Source organism: Bradyrhizobium betae (assembly GCF_004123905.1).
Classification (GTDB): Bacteria; Pseudomonadota; Alphaproteobacteria; order Rhizobiales; family Xanthobacteraceae; genus Bradyrhizobium; species Bradyrhizobium betae_A.
Genome location: NZ_MZXW01000057.1, coordinates 51,588 through 69,600, shown reverse-complemented (window position 1 = coordinate 69,600; position 18,013 = coordinate 51,588). Strand labels below are relative to the sequence as shown.

15 protein-coding genes are annotated in these 18,013 nt (G+C 62.1%); 6 read left to right on the top strand and 9 right to left on the bottom strand.

What is annotated here, in order from left to right:
* Positions 1-11: 11 nt before the first annotated feature.
* From B5V03_RS40855 to B5V03_RS40820, 8 genes are all read right to left on the bottom strand, one after another.
* On the bottom strand, positions 12-1,220 hold the full coding sequence (locus B5V03_RS40855; protein ID WP_129276055.1) for an ABC transporter substrate-binding protein: 1,209 nt from the start codon (positions 1,218-1,220) through the stop codon (positions 12-14).
* Positions 1,221-1,246: 26 nt separating this feature from the next.
* Complete coding sequence (locus tag B5V03_RS40850; protein ID WP_129276054.1) at positions 1,247-2,995, bottom strand: class I adenylate-forming enzyme family protein; 1,749 nt, start codon at positions 2,993-2,995, stop codon at positions 1,247-1,249.
* A 199-nt stretch (positions 2,996-3,194) separates the two neighbouring features.
* Complete coding sequence (locus B5V03_RS40845) at positions 3,195-4,403, bottom strand: ABC transporter substrate-binding protein (protein WP_129276053.1); 1,209 nt, start codon at positions 4,401-4,403, stop codon at positions 3,195-3,197.
* A 61-nt stretch (positions 4,404-4,464) separates the two neighbouring features.
* Positions 4,465-5,745, bottom strand: coding sequence for an acyl-CoA dehydrogenase family protein (locus B5V03_RS40840; RefSeq protein ID WP_129276052.1), 1,281 nt, complete (start codon positions 5,743-5,745; stop codon positions 4,465-4,467).
* 6 nt (positions 5,746-5,751) lie between these two features.
* Entirely contained in the window at positions 5,752-6,156 is a 405-nt protein-coding gene (locus B5V03_RS40835; protein ID WP_129276051.1) for a DUF6285 domain-containing protein, read from the bottom strand.
* Position 6,157: 1 nt separating this feature from the next.
* Positions 6,158-7,150 (bottom strand): phosphotransferase family protein, encoded by a 993-nt coding sequence (locus tag B5V03_RS40830; RefSeq protein WP_245502498.1) that lies wholly within the window; start codon positions 7,148-7,150, stop codon positions 6,158-6,160.
* A gap of 5 nt (positions 7,151-7,155) precedes the next feature.
* On the bottom strand, positions 7,156-7,902 hold the full coding sequence (locus tag B5V03_RS40825) for a TetR/AcrR family transcriptional regulator (RefSeq protein WP_164988645.1): 747 nt from the start codon (positions 7,900-7,902) through the stop codon (positions 7,156-7,158).
* A gap of 117 nt (positions 7,903-8,019) precedes the next feature.
* Positions 8,020-8,715 carry a TetR/AcrR family transcriptional regulator gene (locus tag B5V03_RS40820; protein ID WP_129276048.1) on the bottom strand — a complete coding sequence of 232 codons (696 nt, stop codon included), beginning with the start codon at positions 8,713-8,715 and terminating at the stop codon, positions 8,020-8,022.
* A 157-nt stretch (positions 8,716-8,872) separates the two neighbouring features.
* Here B5V03_RS40820 and B5V03_RS40815 point away from each other — a divergent pair, with 157 nt between their 5' ends.
* The 6 genes from B5V03_RS40815 to B5V03_RS40790 all read left to right on the top strand — a co-directional run bounded on the left by B5V03_RS40815 (position 8,873) and on the right by B5V03_RS40790 (position 16,408).
* Positions 8,873-10,114: an ABC transporter substrate-binding protein gene (locus tag B5V03_RS40815; RefSeq protein ID WP_129276047.1), complete on the top strand. Its 1,242-nt coding sequence runs from the start codon at positions 8,873-8,875 to the stop codon at positions 10,112-10,114.
* A 15-nt stretch (positions 10,115-10,129) separates the two neighbouring features.
* On the top strand, positions 10,130-10,939 hold the full coding sequence (locus B5V03_RS40810; protein ID WP_129276046.1) for an enoyl-CoA hydratase/isomerase family protein: 810 nt from the start codon (positions 10,130-10,132) through the stop codon (positions 10,937-10,939).
* Positions 10,940-11,029: 90 nt separating this feature from the next.
* On the top strand, positions 11,030-12,577 hold the full coding sequence (locus B5V03_RS40805; protein ID WP_129276045.1) for an acyl-CoA synthetase: 1,548 nt from the start codon (positions 11,030-11,032) through the stop codon (positions 12,575-12,577).
* A gap of 22 nt (positions 12,578-12,599) precedes the next feature.
* Positions 12,600-13,478, top strand: coding sequence for an enoyl-CoA hydratase-related protein (locus tag B5V03_RS40800; RefSeq protein ID WP_245502497.1), 879 nt, complete (start codon positions 12,600-12,602; stop codon positions 13,476-13,478).
* A 515-nt stretch (positions 13,479-13,993) separates the two neighbouring features.
* Entirely contained in the window at positions 13,994-14,284 is a 291-nt protein-coding gene (locus B5V03_RS40795) for a ketopantoate reductase family protein (protein WP_129276044.1), read from the top strand.
* 516 nt (positions 14,285-14,800) lie between these two features.
* Complete coding sequence (locus B5V03_RS40790) at positions 14,801-16,408, top strand: flavin-containing monooxygenase (protein WP_129276043.1); 1,608 nt, start codon at positions 14,801-14,803, stop codon at positions 16,406-16,408.
* Positions 16,409-16,819: 411 nt separating this feature from the next.
* Here B5V03_RS40790 and B5V03_RS40785 read toward each other — a convergent pair whose 3' ends face one another.
* Positions 16,820-17,791 (bottom strand): MBL fold metallo-hydrolase, encoded by a 972-nt coding sequence (locus B5V03_RS40785; RefSeq protein WP_129276042.1) that lies wholly within the window; start codon positions 17,789-17,791, stop codon positions 16,820-16,822.
* Positions 17,792-18,013 lie beyond the last annotated feature (222 nt).

Here is an 18,013-nt window from a genome sequence, read left to right as displayed (position 1 = left end):
TCGAAAACGGTCTAATCGACCGTGATTGCCGTGACCTGGATCCAGTCGTTGCCGTCGAACTTCTGCACGACCAGCCGCTTGAACGGGACATAATTGTCCGGTGTCGTCGTGTAGGTGGTGCCGGGCAGCAGCGAGGGCGCGGGAACGTTGTTCATATGCGTGGCCTGGTACAGTAGGTTCTCCCGCGTGAGGTTGTCTCCGCAGGCCTCTATGATCTTTCCCATGACGTAGGCGAACGAATAGACCGCAAAGCCGATCTCGTTCTTGGGGTCTTCGCTGGGGAGATACTTCTTCATGAACGCCTGATAGGCGACGACATCAGGGTCTTCGGCCCATTTGGGGCTCGACACCTGCTTGTAAGGGGTGGCCGCGATGATGCCGGTGACGGAATCGAAGCCCGCGGCCTCGAGGAATTGCCGGCCGACCGACGGGCTGACAACCAGCTGCAGCGGCTTCCAGTCGAGTTCATAGGCCTTCTTCATCGATTGCGAGGCGGCCTTGCCGAGCGAGACGTTGAAGAACACGTCGGCGCCGGACGATTTGAGCTGCGCGATCGGGGAATCCATCGTGGGATCGGTCAGCTCGTAGGTGACCTCCTTGACGATCATGGTGGAGGCCTTGTCGCCGAGGCCCTTCTTGAAGCCTGAGACGTAGTCGCGGCCGAAATCGTCGTTCTGCATGAGGATCGCGATCTTGGCGTCCGGCTTCACGGACAGCAGGTACTTCGCGAGGATCTCCCCTTCGGTGCCGTAGAGATGGAACGCGGGCGTTGACCACTTGAAGGCTTTTGGCTGATTCCACTTGTTCGCGCCCGTCGAAACCAGCAGCTGCGGCACGCCCTTGCTGTTGAGGTATTTCTGGACGGAGGACTGCGCCGCCGTCCCGGACGATCCGAACAGCGCGAGCACGCCGTCGTTCTCGACCAGCTTGCGGGTCTGTTCGACGGTCTTGGGCGGCGAGAAGGCATCGTCGAGGGAGATCAGAGTGATCTTGCGGCCGTTGATGCCGCCTTTCTCCTCGTTTAGCATCCTGAAATAGGCGACCTCGGTGCGGCCCTGGATGCCATGGATCGACAGCGGGCCACTATAGGGCATGGTCTGGCCGAGCTTGATCTCGGTATCCGAGGCGCCTTCGTCGTATTTCTTCTCGGCGGCCGTTGCGCCTGTCACAAAAAGCAGCCCGGCCGATAGGGCTGATATGGCCGACAAGAGTTTCTTCATTTCTTCCTCCCGATTATGTCGGTTTTTCACCCTGATCCGGGTGTACTTGCCTTTGCGGCGAGTTCTTCGCGAAGCTGTCGCTTGACGATCTTGCCGCTCGCGGTGCGTGGCAGCTCCTCGAAGCGGATGTCGACGTGGACCGGCAGCTTGAAAGTCGCGAGCCTTGGGCGCAGGTGCTCGATCACCTGTTCGGGACTGAGGTGCGATCCCGCCCTTGCGCGCACGACGGCTCCGACGCGTTCACCGAGCACGCGGTCGGGGATGCCGACGATGGCAGCCTCGAAGATGTCGGGATGAGCGAGCAGGGCGTCCTCGATCTCGACGCAGTAGATGTTCTCGCCGCCGCGTATCAACATGTCCTTGACGCGATCGAGCAGGTAGACAAAGCCGTCCGCGTCCATCCGGACGATGTCGCCCGTCCGGTACCATCCATCGCGAAACGCAGCCGCAGTCGCCTGCGGATTGTTCCAGTAGCCTTTCACGACGTTGCCGCCGTAGATTTCGAGCTCGCCGATGGCGCCGACGGGCAGCGTGTTTCCGGCATCGTCGATGACGCGCAGGTCGCATCCGGGAACGGCCGGCCCGACCGAGTCCGGCCGCGCCAGATAGTCCTCGGCCCCGTTCGACGTCGAGACCGAGGACGTCTCGGTAGCGCCATAGCCTGTGCCTCCGAATTTGCCGGGGAACAGCGCGGCGACCTTCCGGGTCAACTCCGGCGATGCGGCGGCGCCGCCGTAGGACAGGCCTTCAAGGCTCGAAACGTCACGGCCCTGGAAGTCCGGCGATTCCAGCAATTGCCACGTCATCGATGGCACGCCGGACATGCCGTTGACGCGCTCGCGCTCGATCAGCTCGAGCGCCGCTTCGGCATTCCACTTGTACATCAGCACGATCTTCGCGCCGTTCGCCAAGGCCGGGATCATGATCGAGTGGCACCCCGTGACGTGAAAGAACGGGACCGGCAGCAGGACCGCCTTCTGCGCGTCCGGCGGTGCGGGCAGCGGATCGCCGCGCCGGATCGCCGCGCGGGCCCCCGAGAACGTAATGTTCACGAGGTTGCACATGATGTTGCGATGCGTTCCCAGCGCTCCCTTGGAGCGGCCGGTGGTGCCCGATGTGTAGAGGATGGTTGCGTCGTCATCCGGCTGAATGTCCCGATCGGGGGGCGCCCGGTCCGGCAGCGCGTGGTAATTCGATCTTGGGCCGATCAGATCCTCGAGCGCGGTCGCATCGTCCCGGGTCTCGGGCGCAGCGCGCACTGCGATAAGCGCGGCGGTGTGGTCCCCCGGGGCGAGCGATTTGAGCCGAGCCAGACGCTCACCATCGAGGATGGCGACGCATGCGCCGGAATCGCGCAGACCATAGGCGAGGTCGTCCCCGGTCCCCCAGGCATTGAGCGGCACCGCAACCGCGCCGATGACCGTCGCCGCCCAGAACGCCAGCGGCCATTCCGGGAAATTCCGCATGGCGATGGCGACGCGATCTCCCTTCTGCACGCCGTAATCATCGACCAACCGCCACGCCAGGGCAGATGCGGCACGATAGTGTCCGCGAAAGGAGACGCGCTCGTTGCCAAAGACGATGTAGGTGCGGTCACCCCAAAGCTTGCTTGCCTCGAAGATCGCGCGGAGATCGCGGTGGGCGTTCTTGTAGACCCGGACGGGACGGCCTGCGATGTCGAGCGTTTCCATCTCGAACGGAGCACCTGCAGCGGTCAGGATGGCGTAAGTCTCCTGGAGCGAGACCACCGGCCAATCGCGTCGCGGGCTGTTCATGGCAGCGACCTGCCTGAAGGAGCTATAGGTGGCGGCATGCGCTCTTCTCCGTTGCGCACGGCTCAACCATGCGCCGAACATTGTTGGCAGGGCGTAATTCAACGAAAGCGCCGCGCGACAAAACCTTGAGTGATCGCTCGAGATGCGGCTTGCGTTGAGCTGCTGGCGAGCGGTCACTCATGCGCGAGACGACGTATCGTCAGGTCCCGGCACTCTCCCAGTTTTTGCCGTTGAAGCGTTCGAGCGTCATGAATTTCACGACGCGATAATCGGTCCGACTGGTGTTGATCAGGCTGCCCGGCAGGAGTCCGGGATTGCGAAAATCCTTCAGACTGGCGGCCTGGCGCATGATGTTCTCGCGCGTCAGGTCGTCGCCGCATTGTCGCAGCACCTGCACCAGCATTTGACTGAAGGTCCATCCGGACAGGAAGAAGGTATCGGACGAATTGGCGGTTGGCAGGTATTCATTGAGCCATTCGTAGAATGGTTTCAGCTCGGGGTCGTCGCGCCACCGCGGATCGGAGGGATCCTTCATGTAGCGCGCGGTCTTGATGCCGACGCAACGCTCGAGGCCGGCCGGTATCAGGGTCGCACTCATCGACGCCGACCCTGAATGCAGATAGGTGTCGGGTTGCCAGTTCAGTTCGTAGATCTTGCGGATGGCTTGGGCCGCCTGCTTGGCATAGGCAAACAGCATGACGGTGTCGACGCCGACCGACTTCAGTTTGACAATCTGCGAGTCGATCGTCGGATCGGTGGGAGTAAAGCTCTCGCTCGCCACGATCGCCGCAGCCTTCGATCCCAAGCCATCGGAAAGGCCAGACAACATCTCCTTGCCAAAATCATCGTATTGGTAGAGCACGCCGATCTTGGGGTTGGCATTGACAGCCAGGATCTGCTTGCCGAAGAAGATTCCCTCGGAGCGTAGCGTCGGCTGAAAGCCGATGGTCCACGGAAATTTCTCCGGATTGGCGAACTGCTCGGAGCCGGCGGCGACGAACAGCTGAGGCACCTTGTTGGAGTTCAGATAGGTGCGTGTCGCAAGGTTCAGCGGGGTGCCGAGCATGCCGAACATCAACGCCACTTCTTCCTGCTCGACCAGGCGGCGAGTCTGCTCGACCGCTTTTGGCGGGCTATAGCCGTCGTCGACCGTAATGAAGTTGATCTTGCGGCCATTGATGCCGCCGCGATCGTTGATCATCTTGAAATAGGCCGCTTCGGCCTGGCCGAGCTGACCATAGGCTGAGGCAGGACCGCTATAGGCGATGGTCTGGCCGACCTTGATTTCGGTGTCGCTGACGCCAGGGCCGTATTTCTTCTCGGCCCAGGCGCGGTCCTTTGGTGCAAGCGTGGCGGCAAGTGTGGCAAGCGACGCGAGCGCGATCGTTCGCCGAGAGACGTTCGGCATGATGTCCTCCTTGTGCTTCCCTACGTCGTCCGCCGGGCCGTCGGCACCGGCGGATCTGGTCCTAGGCCCTCTTGTGGGGGCCCATGAAACCAAACAGATATCCAGCCACCTTGCGCATCTGGATCTCCTCGGAGCCCTCGGTGATCCGGTAGCGCCGGTGATGGCGATAAATGTGCTCGAATGCCTTGTGGCGAGAGTAGCCGATGCCGCCGTGCACTTGCATGGCGCGGTCGGCCGCCTCGCAGCAGAGCCGGTTGGCCCAGTAATTACACATCGAGACCTTGTCGGAGAGCCGCTTCTCGACTTCGGGATGGGGCATGCTGTCCATTTCCCACGCGGTCTTGCGGATCAGCAGGCGCAGCATCTCGATCTGGGTGGCCAGCTCGACGAGCGGAAACTGGATGCCCTGGTTGACCGACAGCGGCTTGCCGAACGGCTTGCGCTGGTTGGCGTATTTGACGCTCTCGTTGACGCAATAGGCGGCGGCGCCGAGCGAACTCGCTGCCTGGCGGATGCGGTTCTCGTGCACGAAGGCCTGCGCCAGCGCGAGGCCGCGATCGATCTGTCCGAACATCGCGCTTTCCGGCACCCAGACATTGGTGAAACTGACGCGCGGATGGTCGGTCGGCATGTTGAAGGTCCACATATATTCCTCGACCTTCACGCCCGGCGAATTGGCCGGCACGAGGAATGCGGTGATGCCCTTGGCGTCGCCGTCCTCGCCGCTAGTGCGGGCAAACAGGCAGCAATGCGACGCTGTGTGCATGCCGGTGGTCCACATCTTCTCGCCGTTGATCAGCCAGCCGGCGACGCCGTCCCGGGTCTCGCGCACCGCGCGCGACTCCATGTGGGTGGCGTCGGAGCCGTGATGCGGCTCGGTCAATCCAAAGGTGACGCGGATCTTGCGGTCGAGCGATCCCCGGATGAACTTCTCCTTCTGCTCCTGTGTGCCGAAATCGCGCAGCATCACGATGAAGGGGAAGTTGCCGACCACGGAATGCTCGTTCTGCAGGTCGTTGTGCAAGCCGAGGCCCTGGGTTGCCAAATGCTCGCGGATCACGGCCATCCAGAGATTTCCGCCGCCCTGTCCGCCGAACTCCTTGGGTAGCGAGAAGCGGAAGAAACCGGCCTTGTCGGCCAGCGCCTTGGCCTTTTCGAGCAGCGCTTCCCATTCGGGACGGGGCAGGCCGTCATTGTCGAAATCGGTCCGCGCCCATTCGCGGCGATGGTCGAAGAAGCGCTCATTGTCGTCCTGCGCCTGCAGCGGCTTTATCTCGGCCTGGACGAAGGCGTCGATTTTCGCGAGATAGTCGACGAGATCTTTCGGAATGCTGAAATCCATTGCTGCTCAATCCTCTTTCTGGATATTCTGCTGGCCGGCGCGTGCGTCGAGCGCGCGGCGATAGCTGGCGTAGGCGGGCTGATCGATCTTCATCTTGTCGAGCGTGGTCTGCCAGAGATGGTCGGCGAGACCTGGGCTTTTCAGATCGAGCTCGCCGCGGTGGATACGGCCCGACAGTTCGGCTTCCAGTTCGTCCAGCGAGCCGTCCCGGCTCAGCAGCGCCTGCAATCGTTCGAGCGCCTCGCGTTCGACCGTCTCGCCGAAATTGATCTCGCGGGCGACGAGGTCGATCGCATTGGCGGCGACCCGCGCCTGAAAGGCGGCATTGGCCGGCAGCTGCGGCATCAACGTCTCGCGCAGCAGCTTCGAGACGGCAGTGAGAATGTCGGCGCCGCGGGGGTGGTCCAGCATGTCAGTCGGTCCCGGTCAGGATGCGCATCAAATCAAGTTCGTTCTCGGACACGCGCCGCGCGATCATCGCACGCTCCACGGTAGGGTCGCGCCCGCTGGTGAACCACTCCAGCATGCTGGCACAGCTCACGCCCCAGCGCAGGCTGCCGAGCACTTCCCAATAGTGCACGCGCGAGGGATCCGCGCGTTCGCCGCAGGCCGCCTCGTAGGCGTCGAACAATTGCTGCCGCGAGCCGAGCCCGCCAACGGGACGGTCGAGTTCGCCGAAACGCCATGGCGGCGTGGAGATCCAGGCGAGATCCTCGGCGGGATCGCCGATATGGGCGACTTCCCAGTCGAGCACCGCGCGCACGCCCTCGCTGCCGAAGATGATGTTGCCATTCCGGAAATCGCCATGCACCAGACGATATTGGTCGAGCGGCGCGGGTGCGTTCTGCGCAAGCCAGCGCAGCGCGAGGTCGAACACCGGCCGTGCGACGCCGAGGCTATCGTAGCGGCTGGCCAGCCGCGCCAGGATCACGTCGGCCGGCTTGAACGGCAGCGCCGGCAGGCGCGCGGCGTCGACCCTCGTCATGGTGCCCCGGATGGTGCCGAACTGCGAAGCGAGGTGAGCGCGCACGGCTGCGAACTTGGCGTCGCGCAACACCTTGCGTGCGATCGTCTCGCCTTCGATCCGCGTCATCAGAAAGCCCTCGCCGAGCCCGTCCTCGGGCACCAGCGTGTGCACGACGGTTGCCACCGGAACGCCGCTGCCATCGAGCAAGCGGATCAGATCGGCCTCAGCCTCCAGCGATAGCGATTCCGTGCTGCGCAGGCCGCCGGGCGAGCGGCGCAGGATCAGCGGGTGCAACACTCTGTCGCCGTCGACGGCGTCGAACGACCAGGTCTCCAGGGTCGCTCCCGCCGACAGCCGCCGCAGATGGGCGATGCCGCGCGCGCCCGGAACGATGCGGACCGTCATGGTCTCGAGGGCTTGGCTGAAGGCGTTGTCCATCGCGCTCATCCGTCGTGCCGCCATCCCTTGCGCTTGCTGCCGGTCGCGACGGCCGGCAGTTTTGCAGCCTCGAGCGTAAGCAATCGATCCGGATCGGTGTAGACCGCGCGGCACCAGATCTCGGTGACCTCGGTGCAGAGCCGCTTCAGCTCCAGCGGCCGTTCGAACGGCTCCATCTTCAGGATCGCAAAGGATTGGGCCGTGCCCTCGGCCATCATCGCAAGCGAGAGCGCTGCGGCATCGGGATCGATCGGCAGGCAGCGGCAGAGCTGGCGCTGGCGTTCCAGATGATCGCGCACGCGGATGATGTAGGCGCTGCGCATCTCGGCGCGCTTCCGGCCGATCTCAGGATCGACATAGCTCGCCTCGAAGAAGGCCCGCAGCAGCCCGCGATTGGCGCCGAAGATCTCGAAATAGCGAAGATTGTTCTCGTAGACGCGCTGGCGCAGCGTGTTGCCGGAGCGGACCCGGGAAGACGCGACGATGTCGTCGACCACTTTGGTGACGGTGCGGACGAAGATGTCGTCGGTGCTGCGGAAATAGAGGTAGAAGGTGCCCCGGCTCAGGCCGGTCAATTCGATAATGTCCTGGACGGTGGCGCGGATGTAGCCCTTGTCGGCGAACACGCGCCTCGCGGCATCGAGCAGGATCTGCTCGGTGGCCTCGGCCGAGTTGCGGGGCCGCCGCAGCTCTCCCGGCAGCGCGCCGCGGCGCACGGCGGCCGAGCGCGTGATGCGTCGTTTCCCTGTCACGTCTCTTCCCTGTCTCGCGTGCATGGATGCACGTCGTCGTTGCCGTAATAAACTGACACTGACGTCAGTATCAGACTTGCGTCTTGTCGCCGCCCGCGCGGTTCCCCTGCAGGTTTGTCAGGCCGTCGTTTCCGCGGCGGCGGGCCGGTGGGCGCGGGTCGCGGAGTGTGTCGGGCATTGCCCCTGAAACGTCTTCAGGCGCTTGAGCATCAATTGCTGTCCCTTCGGCGTCGCGGCGCCGCGCAAGGCGAGTGCATAGCCGTAGCCGACCCGCGGCTGGATATCCTCAATCTCGATCTCCGCGATGACCCAGTGCAACATCACCGAGCGAAACGTGTAGTCGAGATTGCGCAGCAACACCGCGGTATCGATGTCCGGCAGCAGCAGGCCTTCGGCGACGGCATCGTCGAGCAGCTTCATCCAGAAACTATCGCGCTTCTGGTTGAAAATCGCACTGCGCTCCTCGGAGGCGGACGCAGCGAGGATGCTGGTCCACAGCGCCCGATAGAACGCCGGATCGTCTTCGTAATAGCTGACTGCGAGCCGGGCGGCGCGCAGGATACGCTCCAGCGGATCCTGCGATTTGAAGCTCGCAAAGCGGGTGCCGAATCCCTTGATGTCCTCGAGCACGGCGACCAGCACGGCACGCTTTGAGCCGAACAGATTGTAGGGCGTGGCGAGGCTGACGCCGGCTTTTGCCGCGAGCGCGCGCATCGAGAGGCCGGCGTCACCGGTTTCGCGGATCAGGTCGCGCGCCGCCTTGATGATGCGCGAGCGCCGCTCTGCCTTTGCCGTGTCGCGTCGGTTTTCCATTCTCGCCTGCCTGCCGTACCCCTCGCGCGAACGATAAGCGCTGGTTGACACCCTGACAAATTTATATCACGTTATAAGAACGTGTTATAAAAATATTCGGCGCACGGACGGCGCGACGATGTCGGCCGGTTCGGAATCGTCGTCAGGGAGAAATGCCATGCGCATCTGCAATGGATCGTGGCTGTCGTCGCGCGCCTGCGTTCTGCTCGCCGGCGTGGTGCTCGCAGTCCAGTCGCCGGCCACGCTCCGTGCGGAGACTGCAAAGGGCGACATCAAGATCGGCAATATTGCGCCCTACAGCGGTCCGGCCTCGGCCTACAGCGCCTTCGCCAAGACCGAGGCGGCCTACATGAAGATGCTGAACGACAAGGGCGGCATCAACGGACGAAAGATCCAGTTCATCTCCTATGACGACGCCTACAGCCCGCCAAAGGCGGTCGAGCAGGCGCGCAAGCTCGTCGAGCAGGACGAGGTGCTGGCGATCTTCCAGGCGGTCGGCACGCCCTCGAACGCGGCCATGATGAAATACATGAACGCCAAGAAGGTGCCGCAGCTGTTCTCCGCCACAGGCGCGACCAAGTTTGGGGATCCTAAGAACTTTCCCTGGACGATGGGCTTCTCCACCTCGGTGTACCGGATCGAGAGCGCGATCTATGCGAAGTACATCCTGGCGATCTATCCGGAGGGGAAGGTCGCCGTGCTGTTTCCCAACGACGATTATGGCCGCGACATCTACGGCGGGTTCAAGGATGCGCTCGGCGCCAAGGCCAGGACGACGATCGTGGCAGAGGCGTCCTACGACAGCGCTGAGCCGACGATCGACTCCCAGATCGGCAAGCTGAAGGCGTCGGGGGCTGACATCTTCGTCAACTTCTCGACGCCGCGGTTTGGCGCGTTGGCGATCCGGAGGGTGGCCGAGCTCGGCTGGAAGCCGGTCCAGTTCATCAACACCACCGCCGCGGCGATCTCGAACTTCAAGACTGCCGGGTTGGAGAATGCAATCGGCCTGATCACCGCAACTTCGATGAAGGAGGCGAACGATCCTCGCTACGCAGATGACCCCGGCATCAAGGAATATCTCGATTTCATGAAGCGCTACAATCCGGAGGGTGACATCGCCAATGGCCAGAACGCCTACGGATTTCTTGCCGCGCAAGTGTTGCAGAAGGTGCTTGAACAGTGCGGCGACGACCTGTCTCGCGACAACATCATGAAGCAGGCCGCCAACCTGAAGGAATTGAAGCTCGGCCTGCTGTTCGACGGTATCACCGTCAACACCAGCCCGACCAACTACTTCCCGATTACCCAGATGCAGATGCTGCGCTTCAACGGCACCAGCTACGACAAGGTCGGTTCGATCATGTCGGAGACGGTCATGCAGCCCGAAACGCGCGATTGAAGGGGAGAGCCTGCGATGACCGTGCAGCCAAAGATTTCTCCGATCGACTTCAAGTGCCTCAAATACGACGTGACGGACCATGTCGCGGTCGTCACGCTCAACCGGCCGGAGCGGCGCAATGCGCTCAACCGCCGCGCCTATGACGAGGTCGAGTCCGCCTTCCGCGCCGCGTCTGGTGATAACGAGGTCCGCTGCGTGGTCGTCACCGGCGCCGACCCGGCGTTCTGCGCCGGCGAGGACGTCAAGGAGATGATGACCGGCGAGAAGCGGGCGACGACGCCCGTGGTTCACCGTCCGCCGACGCCTGCGGCCATGGCCGCGCTGGAGTGCCAAGTGCCGGTGATCGCCGCCGTGAACGGCTCGGCGGTCGGCTGGGGCATGGAGCTGGCGCTCTACGCCGATATTCGCCTAGCCTCGGAGAGAGCGAGCTTCGCCGAGCTCTTCATCCGCCGCGGATTGATTTGCGACGTCGGCGGGCTGCTGCGTTTGCCGGCTATCGTCGGTCCGGCGAAGGCGGCTGAACTGCTCTATACCGGCGACGTCATCGACGCGCGAGAAGCCGCCCGCATCGGCCTGGTCGGCGAGGTGACGGCGCATGGCGATCTCATGACAAAGGCCATGGGCCTTGCGGCGCGCATCGCGCGCAATTCGCCGCTGGCGCTGCGCTTCATGAAGGAAGGCCTGCGCCGCGCGACGCACGGCGACCCCCGCGAGGCCGGAAGCTGGGCCATCGAGGTGATCTACAAGCTGTTCGACACCGAGGATCACCACGAGGGCGTGCGCAGCTTCCTGGAGAAGCGGGAGCCCGTGTTCACCGGGCGCTGATATCGGAGACGAGCGGGGCCGAATCACCGTCCTCGCCAACGCCGCAACACCGCGACAAGCGGGGACTGCAACAGGGCCGGGAGGCGCGCGATGAGTTCGTGGGTCAGGATTGGCGATCGCGTCAAGACAAAGGCGGAGATGGACGCGCGCGCCCAACGCGCCGCGCGCGGATATGCCAGCCTCGGTGTCGGCTGCGGCGATGTCGTCGCGGTCTACATGCGCAACGATTTCGCTTTCATGGAAGCGTCGCTCGCGGCCGGCCTGTGCGGCGCCTATGTCGTACCGGTCAACTGGCACGACACGCCGGAGGAAGCCCGTTACGTCCTGGAGAATTCTGGCGCAAAGGTGCTGGTAATCCACGCCGACCTCTGGCGCAACATCGGCCATGCCGTTCCCGCCTCGGTTGCCGTGATCGTTGCCGAGACGCCGCCAGGTCTGCGCGGTTCGTACCGCGTCGGCGACGAGGCTGCAAAGGTCCCGGCCGGCATGACTGACTGGGAGAGCTGGCTTGCGGGCTTCGCGCCGGCGGCGCCGCCATTCCCGACGTCGCCAGGCTCGATGATCTACACCTCGGGTACGACGGGCCATCCCAAGGGCGTGCGCCGCCAGCCGCCGACGCCGGAGCAGGCCTTGGCCAGCCAGCAGATGATGCGCTTGGTCGGAGGTCTGACGGATTGGGCGGATCGCCTGGGCGATGTCGTGCTGCTGATTCCCGGACCGGCCTATCATTCCAGCCCGAACGGCTGGATGTTCTCGTTCTACAACATGGGTGCCAACATCATCGTCGAGCCCCGCTTCGAGCCCGAGCGGATGCTAGCCACGATCGCAAGCCATCGCGTCACCCATGCGCTGGTCGTGCCGACCATGTTCGTGAGATTGCTGGCGCTGCCGGCCGAGACACGGTCGCGCTACGACCTGTCGAGCCTGACGTTTGCCATGCATGTCGGTGCGCCCTGTCCGCCGCACGTCAAGCGCGGCATGATCGACTGGTGGGGCCCGGTCATCACCGAACACTATGGTTCGACCGAAGTGGGCGCGGTGACCTTCTGCACATCGGATGAATGGCTCGCGCATCCCGGTACCGTCGGGCAGCGTTTGCCCGGCTGTGCTGTCGTTGTCATGGACGAGGAGGGCAGGGAGCTGCCGCTCGGGCAATCCGGCGAGATCGTCTGCGGACGCGACCTCTATCCGGAATTCACCTATCACGACGACCCCGGCAAGCGCGCGAAGTCGGCGCGCGGCCATCTGGTCGCCACCGGCGACGTCGGCTTCTTCGACGCGGACGGATTCCTGTACCTCTCGGGCCGCGCCAGCGACATGATCATCTTCGGCGGCACCAACATCTATCCGGCCGAGATCGAGTCGGAGCTGATGAAGGTGCAGGGCGTCGCCGACTGCGCGGTGTTTGGGATACCTGACGACGAGTTCGGCGAGAAGGTCTGCGCCTTCATCCAGCCGGCCGCGGGTGCCGTGCTCGACGAGGAGGCCGTCCGCGCCGACCTGAAATCGCGGCTCGCCGGCTACAAGATCCCGCGGCGGATCGAGTTTGCCAGCACGCTGCCGCGCGAAGACACCGGCAAGATCTTCAAGCGAAAGCTGAAGGAGCCGTTCTGGCAGGGCACCGGCCGTTCGATCTGAGCGAACAGCGAAGGAGAGTTTCGTGGATCAACAATATGCTGCCTACAGCCTCATCACCTGCGAGATCGACCGCTCGATCCTGGTGATCACGCTCAATCGCCCCGATAAGCTCAATGCCTATACTGGCGCGATGGGCTCCGAAATCGAGGATGCCTTCCGCAAGGCCGATGCCGATGACGATATTCGCGCGATTATCGTCACCGGCGCGGGCCGCGCCTTCTGCGCTGGTGCCGACGTGTCCGGCGGCGCGTCGAGCTTCGATACGTCGGGCACGCATGGCGCCGGCGTCTTCGGCAATCGTCTGGCGGGGAGCGGTACGCGATCGGGCAGCGGCTTTGTCGATGCGATCTTCCGCTGCCGGAAGCCGTCGATCGCCGCCATCAACGGTCCTGCGGTCGGCATCGGGATCACCATGACGCTGCCGATGGACGTGCGCATCGCGGTCAAGGGTGCGAAGATCGGTTTCATTTTCGCCAGGCGCGGCCTGGTGCCGGAGGCCGGCAGCGCCTGGTTTCTCCCCAAGCTCGTCGGCCTGCCGCAGGCGCTACGTTGGGCGATCTCCGGTCGAACTTTTGGCGCCGAGGAGGCTTTAAGCGGCGGCCTCGTCAGCGAAACGACCGAACCTGCGGATCTCCTGGATCGCGCCAAGGAATTAGCGCTGGAATTGACCTCCGAGACCTCGGCCGTCTCGGTTGCGCTCACCCGGCAGATGCTGTGGCGCTTCGCCGGCGCACCGGATCCGTTCGAACTGTTGACGATCGATGGTCCGATCTCGCGGGAGCGTGGCGCTCACGCAGATGTACGCGAGGGCGTCGCCTCCTTTTTGGAGAAACGTTCGCCCACGTTTCCTGGGAAGGTATCCAGCGATATGCCCAGTCAATACCCTTGGTGGAACGATTAGCCGAGCGAGATAACTATCAAGACGTCATCGATGCCGCTCAGCGGATATCCCCTCCTCTACAGTGGACGCGCAAAGAACTGAAAAACCATCGATTTCACGTGAGCGTCTGAAGCCGGGAAGAAATGCTACGGCCACTTACTACGAGCAGGCAGCTTCTCCAAGGCTGGCTAGAACTACGTCTCCGGCGCGGCTGTAGGCCAACCTCGCTGGCCGCCGCCGGCCGTAGCGAGGGCTCGGTTGACGCGGCAGCCGACAGGCGGCCCGACCGCTGCGCGCCAACCTGCGGTCGTCAACGATGTCGATCAACCTCGCCCTACTCATCTCCTTCACAGCTCGCAATGGAGTAGCAGTCTAGATGACAGCGTCCGGACGAGAACGACAAGATTAAAGTGAACTGTCGACGAGGCGAGGGCGTGTCGTGACTGGACAGCGAGCCTCGCGAGTTCAACATGGCCGCCCTTGAAATATTGTTCAATCGACTTCCGCGGATGCCGCTCTGATACCGGAGGAGCACGATGTCTGAGCTGGAACAAAACATTCGCGAACGGGCGTATCGTGTGGGCCAGGCGCTGGGGTCTCAGCTGGAGGAGATCCTGCATTTGCCGGCCGAGACCATCCCAGGCCCTGCCGGGGGCGACGAAGCGTCGATGCGCGTCTGCGACCAGCAGCGCTTTTCGGATTCCAAATACACTTTCTCCGAGCAGCGCCCCTCGATGGCCCAAGACATGCAGAAGGGCCGTCGCACCGAAATCGAACCCCTCAATGGCTTCGTCGTGGATGAGGGTGGAAGCTGCCGCACTGACTAATATCGTCAAACGCGTTGAATGCGGTGAGCTGAAGCCGGATCCGAAGCACATCTCGGAGCTGCCATTGGATCGAGCGGTACCCTTACAGTCTCTCCCGCCAATCTTCCTGGAAGACGCCGCGTCTACTTGCGAGCACACGGCGGGTTGCCGCGCCCACAAGATGACGCATGCCTGCGGCCAAAGTCGCGGTCGCTCCAGTTAGGTATCGACCGGAATCGAATCTAGCGGCCGCTGCAATTCCTCTCATGGTACGTCGAAACGGCAGGTCCGAGAAATGGGATCCCCGCAAATCGACGTTGATTGCTTCTGGACCGGCTAGGTCTTTGAAGGAGTGCAGTCCGATTTGAAGGCGAGGCCCGGCAGTGAGCTGCATTGAGCAGAGAAGGCGAGCTTGAGCGCACTCACCGGGACGGTTATACTAATCCAATTCACTTTGACGCAGCGCACTGTCACCCTTCGGGCGCTGGCGTTATACCGAGCCTTGTTTGTGGGGCGGCGCAATGAACGAGTGCGGCAATGTCGAATGAACCGGTTGAGCTAGACGCGCTGGTTGTTGGTGCGGGCTTTGCGGGCCTCTACCAGCTGTTTCGCCTTCGGGACAACCTTGGCTTGAAAGTCAAGGCCGTAGAAGCGGCTCAGGGGGTTGGGGGCACGTGGTTCTGGAATCGCTACCCTGGAGCTCGGTGCGACTCTGAAAGCCATGTCTATTGGTATACGTTTTCCCTGGATTTGATGCGACAATGGGAGTGGTCCGAACGCTATCCGGGCCAAGCAGAAATTCTGCGTTATCTGAATTTCGTTGCCGACAAGCTCGACCTGAAACGCGACATTCAATTTGGTACCCGGGTTGCGTCGGCGCATTACGACGAAGCGACGAATCGCTGGCACATGCGTGCAGAAACGGGCGAGACCTTCATCGCGAAGTTTCTCATTACCGCGGTCGGCTGCCTCTCCTCTGCCAACGTGCCCGACATTCTGGGACTGAAGACCTTCAAGGGTGAGTGGTACCATACAGGGCAGTGGCCGCACGAAGGCGTCGAGTTTACGGGCAAGCGAGTGGGGATGATCGGCACCGGATCGACCGCCATCCAGGCGGCGCCGGTGATCGCCGATCAAGCCAAGCATCTGACCGTATTTCAGCGTACCGCGAACTATTCAGTACCAGCACGCAACATCCCATTGACGGCGGACTTCAAGCAATATGTCAAAAGCAGCGCCAGCGAAATACGTGCGACTACGCATCAAACCTACAATGGCATGGGCTTCAAGGTTTCGGAACGCAAAGCGGTCGACACGCCGCCAGAGGAGCGCGAGAGAATTTATGACGAGGCCTGGGAGCGTGGCGGGCTGCAGTTCCGCGCATCCTTTGAGGACATGCTCGTTTCTAAGGAAGCAAACGACACCGCTGCCGATTTCATAAAAAGGAAGATCCGCTCGATTGTGAAGGATCCCAAGACGGCGGCGGTCCTCGCTGACATTGATCATCCGTATGCGGCCAAGCGCCCGCCGATCGATACCGACTATTTTGAGACCTACAATCGGCCGAATGTCACGCTCGTGGACGTCAAAGCTGCGCCAATCCGGCAGATCTCCGAGATTGGAATCCGCACAGATCAGGCCGAGTACCCCCTAGACATCATAGTTTTTGCGACAGGGTTCGATGCGTTGACGGGACCGCTGCTCAAGATGGATATCCGCGGGCGGGGCGGGATCGCACTCAAGGATGTCTGGGAGGCAGGACCACGCAATTATCTAGGTTTGCAGGTCGCTGGTTTTCCAAACCTCTTCACCATCACGGGGCCCGGCAGTCCATCGGTTCTGTGCAACATGCCCGTAGCCATAGAGCAACATGTCGATTGGATCACCGATTGCATCGCTCATATGCGGACTAACGGGCTGGAGCGGATCGAGGCACGGGCCGACGCCGTCGAGAAATGGGTAAGCGAAGTCAACGAGGCTGCTGCCCGAACACTACTGCCGCAGGCAAAGCATTCCTGGTATCTCGGGGCGAATATTCCAGGCAAGCCGCAGGTGTTCATGCCATATGCGGGCGGCTTGGTCCGTTATCGCGAGATCTGTCAGAAGGTCGTCACCCGCGGCTACGAAGGTTTCGCTCTGTCATAGTCGTTTGCTATGAGTTCGGCTCGTCTTCCTCGGCGATGGTCCGGTCGTTAACCTGAATCGTGCCTAGCGGAGCTGCAAGCACCTATCCTTCCGAGGCCACCGCCCCTCACGGCCGAAGCGCGCCCCAGAAAGCCGCCAGCTGCAGGTGGAAAATCCTACAAGATTGACGCCCAAGCCGGTGTTCTTCTAAGTCGGGATGTGCGGAGCACAAGCCTACGCAGGTTGAGCTCCAGCATGTCTGCGAGGACCATTATCGTGCGTCGTGATTTTGACTAACACGTCCGAGTCTGACTCGAAGGCCACATCGCAGTCCGACACCGTTCTCGTCAGAGACAAGGCGCAAAAATGCCCCGTCAAGTCCGGGGCTAGAGTTTGCTTTGGAGGTCGTCTCTTTTGTCTGGCGCTCGGAGCTCAGAGATTCAAGCTCATCGCTTCCGGGTAATAGTGGAAGCCCTCCGATGTCTTGGCGATATGGCCGTAACCTGGCCAGGCAAAATGATAGGACATCACAGGAATCTTGTTTCCAGCAATCATATCCAGCAGTTTGACCCGGCTTTCAGCTGCCTGCTGCGGATCGGTGTCGTACGAGAACTGCATCCGCGGTTTTTCGAGCAGCAGTATCGGATGGTGAGTAAGATCACCGAGGAAGGCGAACGATTTCCCTGCCGACGAGACCATGAAGATTGTGTGACCTACGGTGTGGCCAGGAGCTGCCATGGCCTGCACGCCGGGAAGGAATTCCTGACCGTCCTTGAAGAACACAAGGCGATCTCGTACCGGCAGTAAGTTCTTGCGTGCATGAACGACAAAGTCCTTCAATGGACTGCCAAGCTTGCCTTCATCGGTCCAGAAATCGAAATCGCTCTGAGCTATGTAGTACTGTGCGTTGGGGAATAATGGCTTACCGTCCACGTCCACAATGCCGCCGATATGATCGATGTGCGCGTGTGATAAGACCACGGCGTCGATGTCGGCTGGTTTAATGCCAGCCTCTGCCATACTCTTCTGCTGACGGCCGGTGGTCGGTCCGAAGGCCTTAGACGTTCCCATGCCAGTGTCGAATAGAACTAGCCTATCACCCATATTCACGATTGGCGAATTCTGCTCCAGCACCACATTTTCCGCTGAGAGGAAATTGTCGCTCAGCATCTTCTTCACTTCTTCATCAGGCACGCCGATGAAGGTCCCTTTCGGAGGACCGAGTGGCAGCGGACCGTCAGAAACGACCGTCACTTCGGCGTCTCCGAGACCGAAGCGATAGAAATAAGCTGGCTGCGTCCCAAGCTTGGGTGCTCGCGCAAAAGCGTTACTGCCCAGCACGGTCGATGCGCCTAATCCTGCGCCGAGGGCGAGCAAGGAGCGCCGCGAAAGGTCGTATGTCATGTTTCCTCCTTTTGTTATTATGAAGTAACATAGCAGGATGCGCTCGTTCCCGAAGGCTGGCAAGGGGCGTCCGCCTTGTGCGAGCGAGCCGCCCGTATATCTCGCTCGTCGGCTCGAAATGACCCGCGTACTGCCGTAGATCGCTCCTGGTGAGCGGAGCTGCGTCATGTATCATTTGCGTCTGAGTTCTCCCGGGTCGCCATCTGTCCGCAGTTAAGGTTG